Source organism: Pseudomonas ulcerans, from assembly GCF_036324125.1.
Lineage (GTDB): Bacteria > Pseudomonadota > Gammaproteobacteria > Pseudomonadales > Pseudomonadaceae > Aquipseudomonas > Aquipseudomonas ulcerans.
In genome coordinates this window covers 17,012-30,858 of record NZ_JAZDQN010000046.1, presented here as the reverse complement: position 1 = coordinate 30,858, position 13,847 = coordinate 17,012, and the positions used below count along the sequence as shown (strand labels likewise).

Here is a 13,847-nt window from a genome sequence, read left to right as displayed (position 1 = left end):
AGATGATTATTACAAGATGATTCGAATAACCCCTGCGAGCCAGCCCGAACGACGCCGGCCGGGTCAGCGCTCGATGATAGCCGTCACCCCCTGACCGCCTGCGGCGCAGATGGAAATCAGCCCGCGGCCCTGGCCGGCCTGGTCGAGCAGCTTGGCCAGGTTGGCGAGGATGCGTCCGCCGGTGGCGGCGAAGGGATGACCGGCAGCCAGCGAGCTGCCCTTCACGTTCAATTTGCTGCGGTCGATAGCGCCCAACGGCTGGTCCAGGCCAAGGCGGTCGCGGCAGTAGTCGGGGTCTTCCCAGGCCTTCAAGGTGCACAGCACCTGGGCGGCGAAGGCCTCGTGGATCTCGTAGTAATCGAAATCCTGCAGGCTCAGGCCGTGACGCGCGAGCAGCCGCGGTACGGCGTAGGCCGGTGCCATCAACAATCCTTCCTGGCCTTTGACGAAATCCACCGCGGCACTCTCGCCGTCCAGCAGGTAGGCCAGGACTGGCAGGCCTCGGGCCTTGGCCCATTCCTCGCTCGCCAGCAACACCACCGACGCGCCATCGGTCAGCGGCGTGGAGTTGCCGGCGGTCAGCGTGCCCTTCTCGCTGCGTTCGAACGCCGGTTTCAGGCTGGCGAGCTTTTCCAGGGTGAGGTCCGGGCGCAGGTTGTTGTCACGGGTCAGGCCCTGGAACGGCGTGAGCAGGTCGTTGTGCCAGCCTTCGTTGTAGGCCGCCGCCATGTGCTGGTGGCTGAGCAGGGCCAGTTCGTCCTGCGCCTGCCGGTCGATGCCCCAGTGCTGGGCCATCAGCTCGCAGTGCTCGCCCATGGACAGCCCGGTGCGTGGCTCGCCGTTGCGCGGGAATTCGGGCTTCAGGTCGCCCGGGCGCAACTTGAGCAGGGCCTTGAGCTTGTCGCCGGTGGTCTTGCCGCGATTGGCCTCCAGCAGCACCCGACGCAGGCCCTCGCCGACCGCGATGGGGGCATCGGAGGTGGTGTCGACGCCGCCGGCGATGCCACAGTCGATCTGCCCCAGGGCGATCTTGTTCGCCACCAGCAGCGCCGCTTCCAGCCCGGTGCCACAGGCTTGCTGGATGTCATAGGCCGGGGTCTGCGGCGACAGGCGTGAGCCGAGCACGCATTCGCGGGTCAGGTTGAGGTCCCGGGAGTGCTTGAGCACCGCGCCCGCCGCCACCTCGCCCAGGCGCTGGCCATGCAGTCCGAAGCGCTCGATCAGCCCTTCCAGCGCGGCGGTCAGCATCATCTGGTTGCTGGCCTTGGAATAAGGCCCATTGGAGCGGGCAAAGGGAATTCGATTGCCGCCGATGATCGCGACCCGTCGCAAAACTCGCATCAAGACATTCCTTTTTTCGCGAAATAGACGCCTACAGAGTAGGACTTTTTTCGCAGGTAGAACGACCAACGGCCGATCATGGTCCACACTTTGGGGCTATTTCACGGAGAAGACCTTATGAGCGACCGCTATATCAACTTCGCCAACTCCGATCTCGGCCGGCGTGTGGTGGGGGCTGTCGGCCTACCAGCGCCTGCTCGCCTGGAGCGCTGGGAAGCCGGGCGGCTACGGCCGGTGGAGGGCGCCCTGCTGCTCGGCGGCGGCCCGCTGGCGGCGAAGGTGGCGGGGTTTTCCAGCCGGCTCACAAGTGAGACCTACAGCTTCGCCGACGAGGCCTTGGGCCTGCCGGCCTGGGTTGCCGGGCTGGGCAGCAAGCTCAAGGCGGTGGTCTTCGATGCCAGCACGCTGGCCGATATCGACCAGCTCAAGCAGCTGCGCGAGTTCTTCCAGCCCCTGCTGCGCAGCCTCGACCGTTGCGCCCACGTGGTGATCCTCGGTCGCGCCCCTGAACATCTCCACGACATCCTGGCCCGGGTCGCCCAGCGTGCCCTGGAAGGTTTCGCCCGCTCGCTGGCCAAGGAGCTGCGCAGCGGCGGCACCCTGCAACTGCTGTACGTGGCGCCGGAGGCGGAAGACCAGCTGGAAGGCGCCCTGCGCTTCTTCCTGTCGCCGAAAAGCGCCTTCATCAGCGGCCAGGCACTGCGCCTGGAGGCCTGCCCGTCGCAGGTGCAGGACTGGACCCGCCCACTGGCCGGACGCAAGGCCCTGGTGACCGGCGCCGCCCGCGGCATCGGTGCGGCCATTGCCGAAACCCTGGCCCGTGACGGTGCAGAGATCGTGCTGCTCGACGTGCCGCAAGCGGCCGACGATCTCAAGGCCCTGGCCGAGCGCCTGGGTGGCCGCGCCCTGGCCTTGGACATCTGCGCCAGCGACGCTGCGGCGCAATTGCTCGAAGGCCTGCCGGACGGCATCGATATCGTGGTGCACAACGCCGGCATCACCCGCGACAAGACCCTGGCCAACATGACCCCGGAATACTGGGACTCGGTACTGGCGGTGAACCTCAAGGCCCCGGCGGTGCTGACCAAGGCGCTGATCGACGGCGGCGCGCTGCATGACCACGGCCGTATCGTGCTGATGGCCTCCATCAGCGGCATCGCCGGCAACCGCGGGCAGGCCAACTACGCCGCGAGCAAGGCCGGGCTGATCGGCCTGGCGCAAGCCTGGGCGCCGTTGCTGGCCGAGCGTGGCGCCAGCATCAACGCCGTGGCGCCCGGCTTTATCGAAACCCGCATGACCGCAGCCATCCCGTTCACCCTGCGCGAAGCCGGACGGCGCATGAGTTCGCTGGGCCAGGGCGGCCTGCCCCAGGACGTCGCCGAGGCCGTGGCCTGGCTGGCGCAACCGGGCAGCGGTGCGGTCAACGGCCAGGTACTGCGCGTCTGCGGCCAGGCGGTGATGGGAGCCTGACGATGACCCAGACCTGGCATGACCTCGGCAATACCGCCGGCCTTTCCGGGCTGTACCTGAAGGCGGCGAGCAAGCGCAAGATCAGCGGCGACAGCCTGCCCCACTACGGTTTGCGTTGCGGCATCGATGTCGACGAACGCAACCTCGACGCCTATCGCAAGCTCTGCCTGTTCACCCATGACGGGCGCCTGCCGCCGACTTATCCCCATGTGATGGCCTTCGCCTTGCAGATGCAGTTGCTGACCGCCAAGGATTTTCCATTCCCGCTGCTGGGGCTGGTGCACCTGGGCAATCGCATCCGCGTGCTGCGGCCGCTGGGCGGAATCTCGCGACTGCGCTTCGCGGTGTCTGTGGATAACCTGCAACCTCATGAAAAAGGCGCGACCTTCGACCTGCGCACCGACGCCGAGGATGGCCTCGGGCTGATCTGGTCGGAGACCAGTCGCATGCTCTGTCGCGGCATGAAGCTGGAGGGCGAAGTGCCCGAAGTGACGCCGGCAGAGCCGCTGAAGATGAGCGAACTGACCCGCTGGTACGCCGACACCGATATCGGCCGGCACTACGCCAAGGTGTGTGGCGACTACAACCCGATCCACCTGAGTGCCATGAGCGCGAAGCTGTTCGGCTTTCCCCAGGCCATCGCCCATGGCATGTGGAGCAAGGCCATGGCCATGGCCCATCTGCGCGGGCACCTGCCGCGCAGCGGGTACCAGGTGGCGGTGGACTTCCACAAGCCGGTGCGATTGCCCAGCGAGGTGATCCTCGATTGCAGCGCAGAGGCGCCGAGCGGGCAGTTCCAGCTGAGTGGGCATGGGGGGTTGGTGCATATGACGGGTGATTGGCAGCCTGCGTAGGCCGGTGATGGTGACTGTGGCCTCAAGGCCACAGCCCCCCTTGCCAGCCCCGCCCTTCCCCCTGAAGCTATACGGCCTCAGGAGACCCGAAATGAATCTGCACGAACTCACCCAACGCCTGCACACCATCCGCGACAACAACGACTGGCGCGGCTTCCACAGCCCGAAAAACCTGGCCATGGCCGCCAGCGTGGAAATGGCCGAGCTGGTGGAGATCTTCCAGTGGCTCAGCGAGGACCAGTCGCGGCAACTGCCCGCCGACCAGCTGGCCCACGCCGGCCAGGAAGTCGGCGATATCGTGCTGTACCTGCTTCTGCTGTGCAGCGAACTGGGCCTGGACATGGAACAGGTGGTACGGGCCAAGCTGGCCGACAGCGAGAGGCGCTTCGCCAAATGAAGGACCGTCATTTCGATGCCCTGGCGACCCGTTTCGCCGAGAAGATCTACGGCGGCGCCAAGGGCGCGATCCGCCTCGCGGTGCTCCAGGCCGACCTCGCCGAGTGCCTGCCGGAACGTCCGCTGCGCATCCTCGATATCGGCGCGGGCCTGGGCCACATGGCCCTGTGGCTGGCCGAGCGTGGCCATCAGGTGACCCTTGCCGAACCCGCTGCCCCGATGCTCGAAGGCGCCCGCGAGCGCTTCGCCAGCGCCGGCCAGCCGGCCACCTTCATCCAGGCGCCATGGCAGGACCTGCTGGGCGAACTCACCGAACCCTACGACCTGGTGTTGTGCCATGCCGTGCTGGAATGGCTCGCCGAACCCGAGTCGATCCTGCCGGTGCTGCACCAACTGACCCGCGCCGACGGCCTGCTCTCCCTGGCCTTCTACAACCGCGACGCACTGGTCTATCGCAACCTGCTCAAGGGCCATTTCCGCAAGCTGCGCCGCAATACCCTGGCCGGCGAGAAGCAGAGCCTGACCCCGCAGAAACCCCTTGATCCGCGCGAACTCAGGGCGCAACTTGAAGGTCTATGGCAAGTAGAAGCAGAGAGCGGCGTCCGGGTGTTCCACGACTACATGCCGACGGAATTCCAGGCCCGCGCCGAACTGATCGACCTGCTGGAAATGGAACTCGCGCACCGTCGCCACCCGGCTTTCGCCGGCCTCGGCCGCTACCTGCACTGGATATGTCGACCCCGTTAGGGAGAGCCGCATGCCGTACCGTGTCGTTCTTGCCTTCACCTGCCTGGCCCTGGCCGCCTGCCAGGGCAGCAATCCCTACGTGGCCAGCTCGCGCCCGCTGCCACCGGCGCCAGCGCAAGCCGCGACCACCTTCGACGCCAGCGCCTACCCGGCACCGGCCCGCGACTACGGGCGCTACCGCAACTGGAGCTGGCGCAACGGCCAGTTGCCCGCCGGCAGCGCCAGCGCCGATCCCGCCCAACTCGCCGAAGCCGTGAGCAACGCCCTCGACCAGCGTGGCCTGCGCCCCGCGCGCAATACCCGCGGCGACCTGCTGGTAAGCGCCGACCTGCGCCTGGAACGGCGCCTGCGCCAGTACCGCGACGATGACTACTACCCCTATGGCGGCTACGGCGGCATGGGCTACCGCCATGGCTACTACGGCAACAGCTATGGGGCCTATGCCAGCGTGCCGGTGATCCGCACCTACGAAGTCGAGGTGCTGGTGGTACGCGTCGATCTGTTCGATGCCGGCAGCGGCCAGCCGGTATGGAGCGCCAGTGCCGAGACCGACAGCCGGGGTTCCCTGGCCGATCGTGCCGACGCCATGCGCGAGGCCGTCGAGAAGGCCATGAGCGGCTATCCTCCCAGCTAGTCCTTGGAATCCGGAGAACACATCATGCTGCGCCGTCTGGTTTTATTTTCCCTGCTGGCCGTGCTTGCCGCCTGCCAGAGCAACAACGTGACCCAGGACTTCGACGCCAGCCGCGATTTCGCTGGCTACCGCAGTTGGACCTGGCAAGAGCCGGCCTTGCAGTACCGGCCGGACGATCCACGGATCAAGAGCGACCTCACCGAGCAGCGCATCCGCCAGGCCGTCAGCGAACAACTCGACCAACGCGGCCTGCGTCCGGCCCAGGCCGGCAATCGCGGCGACCTCAAGGTGCAGGCGTACCTGATCGTGGAAAACCGTCACCAGCAGATCACCACCCAGTACGGTGGCGGCTGGGGTGGTTACTGGGGCGGCTACTGGGGCGGTCCGTCCATGGCCGAGACCCGCACCATCGAGTACAAGGTGGCGACCATCCAGGTCGACCTGTTCGACGGGCGTGACGGCAAGCTGGTGTGGCGCGGCAGTGCCGAGCAGGTGATGAACCACTATCCGCCGACCCCGGAAGAGCGTAATGCGGCGATCCAGAAGACCGTCGCCCAGGTGCTGTCCAACTACCCGCCTCGCTGATCCGGCAGGTCACGCTGCAGGCGACTGGCCATATCCTTGACTACACTGGATGCACGCACGCGACGTGCACGGCATGTGCCGGCAAAGGAGTGCTCGTGTCTCCCCTCTTCGCGAAACGGCAGCGCGGTGCCATCGGCCTGGTGGCGGCGCTGACACTCGCCACCGCCATGGTCTTCGGGCTCTTGGCGGTGGACGGCGGGCGGCTCTACATGGAGCAGCGCAGCTTGCAGCGGGTAGTGGACATGGCCGCGCTGGAGGCGGCGGGGCAAAGTGCAAACTGTACCGGCACCGGCCCTCAGGCAGCCGCCTTGGCCATCACCAGTGCTGCGCGTAACGGATTCACGGTCGGCAATGGCAATACGCTGGTGACCAGTTGCGGCAGCGTGAGCACAGGTGCAGCCAGCCGGCGCAGCTTCACTGCCAACCCGGCGCTTGCCGAGGCAATCAAGGTAGCCGGGACATCCAGCGTACCGACCAGCGTCGCCGCCGGTATCAGGAACCTGGTCGCTGGCGAACCCATCGCCGCCACTACCCAGCTTCAAGCCCAGGCGGTGGCTGCCGCACCGCTGCCTCCGCGAGCCATGCTCCGTCTGCGTTCGACCCTGGCCACCATGGACTCACGCAAATCGACCCTGCTCAATGCCCTGATCGATCCGCTGGGCGGACGGGTGACCCTGGACGCCGTGGGCTGGCAAGGCATCGCCAATACCGATATCAAGCTGCTGGATTTCCTCGATCAACTGGCGATCGACGTCAATGTCGGCGCGGGACATTACGACGAACTGCTAAGCAAGAACATCCATGCCACCGACCTGATCCGTGCCGCCGCCACCGTCCTGGCTCGTAGCGGCGCGGCTGCCGATGTGGTGACCAACCTGGGGCGGGTGGTGGTGGGTGCGGACAACAGCACGCTGGTCAAGCTGGGCGATATCCTCGACTTGCAAAACGGCACGGCTGCGGCCGGCCTGGATGCATCGCTGAAAGTCATCGACCTGGTCCAGGCGGCGGTGATGCTGGCGGCGAAGAACAGTGCGGCAGTCGCGCAGATCCCCTTGAACCTGCTCGGACTGGTAACGGGCAACGTGCAACTGAAGGTGATCGAGCCGGAACAGCTGTCCGCCGTCGGCAATCCGGCAACAGACGAGATCAAGGTCCATACCGCGCAGGTACGCTTGCTGGTATCGCTCGACCTGCCAGTGCTCAGCACCATTACCGGCCTGGTCAACGCCGTGCTCAACCTCGCCACGCCACTGACCAACATCATCAACCCCTTGCTCAGCCTGAACCTGCAAGGCACCTTGCAGTCCGTCGGCTGCCTGATCCTGGTGCCGTGCAAGGTCAGCGACATCGAGCTGCTGCCCGGGGTACAGCAGCTCAATATCGGTGTGGAGGTAGCCTCAGCGACCAGTGAGGTCACCGGATACAGCTGCCGCCCCGGCAAGCAATTGAATACCAGCAACCAATCGGCGGTGGCGAAAGTCGCGCTCGGCAAGTTCAAGACGCCGAATGATTTCTTCACCTCGGGCACCGCCGCAGTGCAAGCCATCCCGCTGATCGACTTCGGTACCAACGTCTGTACCAAATTGACCCTCATCACCCTCGGTTGCGGAACACGGGTACCCCTTGTCGGCGGCGGCGTCGGTATCAAGGTCGACACCACGGTCCTCGGCACGCCAGCGGCAACCCCCACTCCGCTGCTATTCAGTGGCGCCAGCGCTCCCCCCAACCTGAACCAGCCACCGGTGTACATGCAGACGACGGGTAGCTCCAGCGATGTGGTCAGCAGTCTCAACACCACCGTCAACGGCATCCAGCTACAGGTCTACCAGCCCGTGGGCAGCAATCCCCTGGGGCAACTCGTCACCACCGCCGCCAGTTTGCTGAACAGCGTGAAGACCCTGCTGCTGCCGCCCATCGTCACCCTGCTCGGCCGCATCACCGATCCGTTGATCAATTCGCTGCTGAAGATCCTGGGCATCGACCTGATGGTGGTGGACGTCGGCGCCAACCTCGACTGCAGCAACAACCGCGCTCAGCTGGTGCTCTGAAGGGGCAACTCGATCAGGAACCGCGCCCCTTCGTCACCGTTGCCGACGCTGAGCACGCCGCCCATGCTCTCGACGATCCGATAGCTCACCGACAACCCCAGCCCCGTGCCGACACCCGCCGGCTTGGTGGTGAAGAACGGCTCGAAGATCCGCTCCAGCAAGCGTGGCTCGATCCCCCCGCCGCTGTCTTCCACCCACAGGCGCAGGCGCTGCCGGTCACTTTCGCCGCGCAGGGCGATCCAGGTCTGCGCCGGTTTCTTCTCCAGCAGCACGTCGCGAGCGTTGACCATTAGGTTGATCAGCACCTGTTCCAACTGGTCCTGATGGCCGTACACCGCGCCTGCCACGGGTTCACCGAGGCGCACCTCGATGCCTTTGCCGGCCAGGCCGTCGGCCAGCAGCGACAATGCACCCTCCACCGCCAGCCAGGGCTCGAACAGCGCCCGCTCGACCTCGGAGCGACGGCCGAACACGCGCATGTGATCCACTACCTTCGACGCCCGTACCACCTGGGCGTCGATGCGTTTCAGTTTCTCCTGCAGGTAGTCCGTGTCCAGCCCGCCGTTTTCCAGGCGCTTGAGCACATTGACCACCGCCATGCGCATGACGTTGAGCGGCTGGTTGATCTCATGGGCCAGGCCAGTGGACATCTCGCCGAGCGTCGCCATCTTGGCGCTCTGCAGCAGCAGTTGCTGGCTACGGCGCACCTCGGTGTTGTCGCGGCCCACCGCCTGGATTTCCAACAGCCGGCCCTGGTCGTCGAACAACCCGCGGTCGGACCAGATCCACCAGGCATGCTCGCGCCCAGGCAACTGCAGGCACACTTCGTCGCTGCTGACCGGCGCCTCCGGGCTGAGCCGGGCGATGCGCTGGCGGAACAGGTCGAGCTGCGCCGCCGACATCCACTCGCCGAGGTTCATCCCCGGCAGTTGCGCCGGCGTGCATTCCAGGTAGTCGGCCAGGGGGCGGTTGCCGTACAGAAGCTCCAGATCGGCGCGGTAGCGACAGATCATCGCCGGTGAGTCCTCCACCAGCACCCGGTAGCGTTCCTCGCTCTGGCGCACGCGGTCGGCGGCCAGGGTGGCCTCGGTGACATCGAGCCACAACCCCACCGCCTCCACGGGGATACCCAGGTCGTTGCGCAGCAGGCGCGCCTCGTCGAGCACCCAGTGCCAGCCGCCCTCGCGATCGCGCAGGCGATAGCGGCTGCGCACCTGGCCTTCGCGGAGCAAGGTACGGGTGCGCTCCAGCCACAACGGCTGGTCTTCGGGATGCACCCAGCGCGCCGGTTGCAGGCGCTCGCCAGGCTCGACCTGCCAGCCCAGCAGCGGTTGCAGGCTGGCACTGAAGAATTCGGCGTGCAGCGCGCCGGCTTCGTAGCGCTGGATGTAGATCACCGCCGGCGAACTGGCGATCAGGTTGTCCAGCCGCGCATGGGCGGCGCTGGCCTGCTGCTCCTGCTGCTTGATATCGCTGATGTCGAGCATGAAACCGTGCAGCCGGCGGGCCTCGCCCTGCCCTTCGATCTCGCCGCAGAGGCGGTACCAGCGCGGTGACTCACCGAGCAGGCGCAGACACAGCTGCAGGCTGTCGCCCTCGCGCTGCAAGGCGGTGAAGGCCAGCAGCGCCGCCTCGCGGTCGGCCGGATGCACCCGGGTCAGCCAGTCCGCGAGGCTGACCCATGGCGGGACATCGAAACTGTTGGCCAGGCCGGGTGACAGGTGCAGCGAGGAATCATGCGGCCGCCATTCCCACCAGCCGGCACCGAGCAGGCCCTGGACATGCTCAAGACGCTGCTGGCTGGCCTGCAGGCGATCCCCGGCCAGGCGCGCCAGCAGCGGCTCGACCAGGGCATCGGCAAGCAGCAAGGCCTCGTCGCCCAGGCGCTGCTCGCCGCTGTCTTCGCAGAGCAGCCAGGCCCGCACTTCGTGCTCCTGGCTGTGCGGCATCAGGTAGAACGGCACCTCCATGATCCGCAGCAGCGGCTGGCTGGAGCTGTGCAACAGGTGCCCCGGCGCTACGCCATCGAGCAGCAGGCCCAGGCGCGCCTCGTTCAGCGGCAGGCTGTCGCCGCTGTGGATGAAGACTTTCCAGCCGCCCGCAGCCGGCAGCAGCAGGACCGCCCAGCTCGCCCGCCAGTACGCGGCCAGGCGGCGCAATTGCTCGCCAGCTTCATCGGCCAAGCGTTGCAGGCTGCAATCGCGCAGCGCCGCGGCGATCTCGCCGGCCAGCTTCTGGCCCTGGCGCGCGGCGACACCCTGGCGCTGCTCGCGGACCAGGTCGCCGATATCGAACACCTGCAACATCCAGCCCTCGGGCTGGGCCAGCAGCCAGCCGCGGGTATGCAGCGTGGTGCCGGAGGCGGCGCGCAGATCCAGGTCCAGCGGATGTGCCTGCCAGTCCGCCGGCTCGCCTTCCAGGGCCAGCAGGCTTTGTGGCTGCACGTAGTCATGCAGGTGCGCCGGCACCTGCGCCGGCAGCGCCAGCGCGGTGCGCAGCGGGCCGCTCAGGCGCAACACGCGGCCCTGGTCGTCCAGCCAGACCTGCAAGCCGACCGCTGGCGGTGCCGAAGCCTCGGGCCAGTCCCGGGTCTCGCCGGCGCGGGTCCGCCAGCGATCGAACAACCCCGAACCGCCGTTCAAAGTTGCAGGCTCGTCTGCGTACCCAGGGTCGCCGGCAACCTGGGCACTTCACCGATGCCCGGCAACACCATCACCGGCAGGGTCGAGGTCAGCTTGCTCTTGCTGTAGTGGATGCGCACCGTGAGCAGGTGACCCGGGGTCAGGGTCACCGTGGCATCGGTGGCGAACTGGAAGCCCAGCGAACCCGGCAACCACGACAGTTGCTGTTCCAGGGTCTGCCGGGCCAGGTTGTTGACGTCGGTGGAGAAGGTCGTACTGTCCGGGTCCAGTGCCACGCAGCGGCGCACCGCTTCGCTGCTGGCCTGGTTGAACGACTGCATCATCAGCATCGGCAGGCTGTAGCTGAGCAGTCCGTAGAACACTGCGAAGAACAACACGAACACCACGGCGAACTCGATGGCCACCGCACCTTTTTGCCGTCCAGCAAGGCTTGCTTTCATGATCGCGTCTACCCTGACAATGACACCGCTCAGACAAGCATAGAATCATTCAGACAAGGGATGGCGTTTCGCCAATGCAAAGTCTCGTCCTGCTGTTGTGGCTTGCCCTCTGCGCCGAACAGGATGTCCGTGAACGGCAGATCGCCAACACCCTGACATTCGGTGCCGCCCTCTTCGCCCTTGCCTACCTGTTCCTCACCGGCCACACCTGGATCGGCGCCGAGCCCGCCGACGCCGCCCTGGCCCTCGCCCTGGTGATGGTGCTAACCCTTCCCGGTTATATCCTTGGTCGCCTGGGGGCCGGCGACGTGAAATTGCTTGGTGCCCTGGCCCTGGCAACCGACCAGTGGTATCTGCTCGGCACCTTCATCGGCGCCGGCATCACCCTGATCGCCTGGCTGGCGGGCCGCCGCTGGTTATGGTCCCTGTTGAATCAAAAGCTTAAGAAGCGCGTCCGCGACTGGCAGGAGCGGATGTCAGACAAACAACCCTTCGCCCCCTTCCTGCTCAGCGGCTTCTTGCTCGCAATCATATGGATCCATTAGTCGCCTGGGCCGTCTAACTCCAGTGTCACTCCTTGTAAATAGTTGAAAGGAGCGACTACTTTTTAGTTAGTGCCCCACCGTGACCCGGGACCGCTCCTTGGCAGCATTCAGGGAGGGCACGACAGCATGGAGTCGCCATTCAAAATGCCAGCCAGCCAAGTGAAAGTCCTGGTCGTCGATGACCAGCCATTGATCGTCGAAGAGCTTTGCGAGTTTCTTGAAAGCAGTGGTTATCGCTGCGTTCCCTGCCACTCCAGCGTCAACGCCATCGATCGCTTCATCGCCGACCCGACGATCGGCCTGGTGGTCTGCGACCTGAACATGCCCGAGTACGATGGCATCGAGCTGGTCAAGGCGCTCAAGAGCAGGGCCGGGCCGGAGCGCATCTTCGAAGCCATCATGCTCACCGGCCGCGCCGACAAGCAGGACGTGATCAAGGCCCTGCGCGAAGGCTTCGCCGATTACTACCAGAAGCCGGTGGACCTGGAGGAACTGCTCGAAGGCCTGCAGCGCCAGGAAAACGTGTTGCTGGCGCGGCACAAGGATTTCCAGCAACTGGGTCACCTGAACCAGAAGCTGAAGTACCTGGCGGAGTCCATCGACGACCTCTACCACGACCTCGACAAGGCCCGCACCCAGGCACCGGCCCGGCAGGATGCGCCCGAGGACGCCGAGGCGGACAGCGACGCCGTACCGACCATCTTCGCCCCGCTGTCACCCCGCCAGCTGGACGTGGCGCGACTGGTGGGCCAGGGCAAGACCAACTATCAGATCGCCTGCGAGCTGGGCATAACCGAGAACACGGTGAAGCTCTATGTATCGCAGGTGCTGCGCCTCACCCACATGCACAACCGCACCCAGCTGGCGCTGGCCTTGTCGCCCAACAACCCGGCGCTGCGGCAGCGAGCGACGGAGCATTGAGAAAGAGGCGTCAGGAGAATCGCTATAGACGGTACCCTCCTCCTGGCTCACCTTCATGCATTGCGCTTTGGATGACTCCGTACAACTGATTCGCCTCCTCGGTGGTGATGGACCGCGAAGCATCACGCAACACGATGTGCAGGAGCACGTTTTCCTGGCCTGGGATCAAACCCAGACGCTGAATAGCCTGCTCAGGAAGATCACCATAGGCCCAGCGTCCCTCGATCTGCATTTCCTCAATCCAGCAGGCATGCTCTCCAGCTGCATTCAGCATTTTCTCCGTCAGCGCTTCCTCACTTAGGCCTGGCGAAACAGCAAGCGAAATGTCCCTGCTCGTCGACGGCAGGCGCGAAACAGGTCGCCATTGCGACAAGTCGTGCATCTGCGCTTGCACCCGAGGATGTTCATCCCGCAGCAAGCGAATGTCAGGTAGTCCCTTGCGTAACATGGTCAGGCGGTCCAAGCCCATGCCCAGTGCGAGGCCACCGTGTTGCTCTGGATCGATGCCAAGGCGTTCGAGGAGGCTGCGAGCGATGCAACCACACTCCAGCACCTCGATGGCTTTCTCGTCAGCCAACAGATTTACCTCGATGCCCTCATCGGTGTAATGATGCGGGCTGTCGCTGAACACCCAGCCCAGGCTGGGGGTTGCTGCTTCCAGTATGTCCCGTACAAGTCTCAGAAGATCTTTTCGATTGGAAAGCGCTGGCTCCCCCAGGACCCAGACATCCATCTGATGTGGTTCGGCGCAGTGCCAGCGGTCACGAGTGTCCCGGCGAAATGTAATCCCGGGAGCAGCGATCAACCTCATCTCACCAGGCTTTCTCGCCGTGGCGGCAGCCTGCAATGCTGCCGGAATCTGACTGGTCGTCTGCGTACGCAGCAGCCGTTCTTGATCCACCCAGCGAGTGTGTTCGCTACCCAGGGTTACTTCGTCGGGGGAGTACCCCAAGAGTGCATAGTTTTCCCTGGCGTGCACTACCCTTGGGCCAGTAACGACTTCGGCTGTTGGCCAGCCTCGCTCACGCAGCCCCTCCAGTACTTCGCTTGCCATCAAGTGCACCGCGTGTGAATTGGACGACCAGAGCGTCAGGTCTTTCAGTGCTAGAGCATGTTCCAGTTGAGTCGGCGTAATACAGGTTTTTGTAGCCATCTCTTGTAATCCCCATATATGCAATACACATAACCACATGACCAAAAGACCACGACAAAAGCTAATTCCTC

13 protein-coding genes are annotated in these 13,847 nt (G+C 65.3%); 9 read left to right on the top strand and 4 right to left on the bottom strand.

The genetic code is table 11. From position 1 onward, the window contains the following. Positions 1–63: 63 nt before the first annotated feature. Positions 64–1,341 carry an acetyl-CoA C-acetyltransferase gene (locus V0R59_RS27125; RefSeq protein ID WP_330075800.1) on the bottom strand — a complete coding sequence of 426 codons (1,278 nt, stop codon included), beginning with the start codon at positions 1,339–1,341 and terminating at the stop codon, positions 64–66. Between the two features lie 117 nt (positions 1,342–1,458). On the opposite strand from V0R59_RS27125, the gene V0R59_RS27120 reads away from it, so the two are divergent. From V0R59_RS27120 to V0R59_RS27090, 7 genes are all read left to right on the top strand, one after another. Continuing rightward, complete coding sequence (locus tag V0R59_RS27120; protein ID WP_330075799.1) at positions 1,459–2,811, top strand: 3-oxoacyl-ACP reductase; 1,353 nt, start codon at positions 1,459–1,461, stop codon at positions 2,809–2,811. A gap of 2 nt (positions 2,812–2,813) precedes the next feature. Next, a complete protein-coding gene (locus V0R59_RS27115; RefSeq protein ID WP_330075798.1) occupies positions 2,814–3,665 on the top strand; it encodes a MaoC family dehydratase in 852 nt (283 codons plus the stop codon). Between the two features lie 91 nt (positions 3,666–3,756). Beyond that, a complete protein-coding gene (locus V0R59_RS27110; RefSeq protein WP_042130553.1) occupies positions 3,757–4,062 on the top strand; it encodes a MazG-like family protein in 306 nt (101 codons plus the stop codon). Then, entirely contained in the window at positions 4,059–4,808 is a 750-nt protein-coding gene (locus V0R59_RS27105) for a methyltransferase (RefSeq protein WP_330075797.1), read from the top strand. Before V0R59_RS27110 ends, V0R59_RS27105 begins: the two co-directional genes overlap by 4 nt. 10 nt (positions 4,809–4,818) lie before the next feature. Then, positions 4,819–5,442, top strand: coding sequence for a DUF4136 domain-containing protein (locus tag V0R59_RS27100; RefSeq protein WP_330075796.1), 624 nt, complete (start codon positions 4,819–4,821; stop codon positions 5,440–5,442). Positions 5,443–5,466: 24 nt separating this feature from the next. Continuing rightward, the gene (locus tag V0R59_RS27095; protein ID WP_330075795.1) at positions 5,467–6,027 is read left to right on the top strand and encodes a DUF4136 domain-containing protein; all 561 of its coding nucleotides are present in this window, start codon (positions 5,467–5,469) and stop codon (positions 6,025–6,027) included. 95 nt (positions 6,028–6,122) lie between these two features. Next, complete coding sequence (locus V0R59_RS27090; RefSeq protein WP_330075794.1) at positions 6,123–8,075, top strand: TadG family pilus assembly protein; 1,953 nt, start codon at positions 6,123–6,125, stop codon at positions 8,073–8,075. Here V0R59_RS27090 and V0R59_RS27085 read toward each other — a convergent pair. Both V0R59_RS27085 and V0R59_RS27080 read right to left on the bottom strand, forming a co-directional pair. Then, a complete protein-coding gene (locus tag V0R59_RS27085) occupies positions 8,060–10,717 on the bottom strand; it encodes an ATP-binding protein (protein WP_330075793.1) in 2,658 nt (885 codons plus the stop codon). The genes V0R59_RS27090 and V0R59_RS27085 overlap by 16 nt on opposite strands. Beyond that, on the bottom strand, positions 10,714–11,157 hold the full coding sequence (locus tag V0R59_RS27080) for a TadE/TadG family type IV pilus assembly protein (RefSeq protein ID WP_330075792.1): 444 nt from the start codon (positions 11,155–11,157) through the stop codon (positions 10,714–10,716). Before V0R59_RS27080 ends, V0R59_RS27085 begins: the two co-directional genes overlap by 4 nt. Before the next feature lie 74 nt (positions 11,158–11,231). Between V0R59_RS27080 and V0R59_RS27075 the strand changes: the two genes are divergently transcribed. Then, complete coding sequence (locus tag V0R59_RS27075; RefSeq protein WP_330075791.1) at positions 11,232–11,702, top strand: prepilin peptidase; 471 nt, start codon at positions 11,232–11,234, stop codon at positions 11,700–11,702. A gap of 144 nt (positions 11,703–11,846) precedes the next feature. Further along, positions 11,847–12,623 carry a response regulator transcription factor gene (locus V0R59_RS27070; protein WP_330075790.1) on the top strand — a complete coding sequence of 259 codons (777 nt, stop codon included), beginning with the start codon at positions 11,847–11,849 and terminating at the stop codon, positions 12,621–12,623. 22 nt (positions 12,624–12,645) lie between these two features. Here the strand turns inward: V0R59_RS27070 and srmL are convergent, their stop codons facing one another. Continuing rightward, positions 12,646–13,776, bottom strand: a complete 1,131-nt coding sequence (gene srmL / locus V0R59_RS27065) for a PheS-related mystery ligase SrmL (protein WP_330075789.1) — start codon at positions 13,774–13,776, stop codon at positions 12,646–12,648. Between the last annotated feature and the right edge of the window lie 71 nt (positions 13,777–13,847).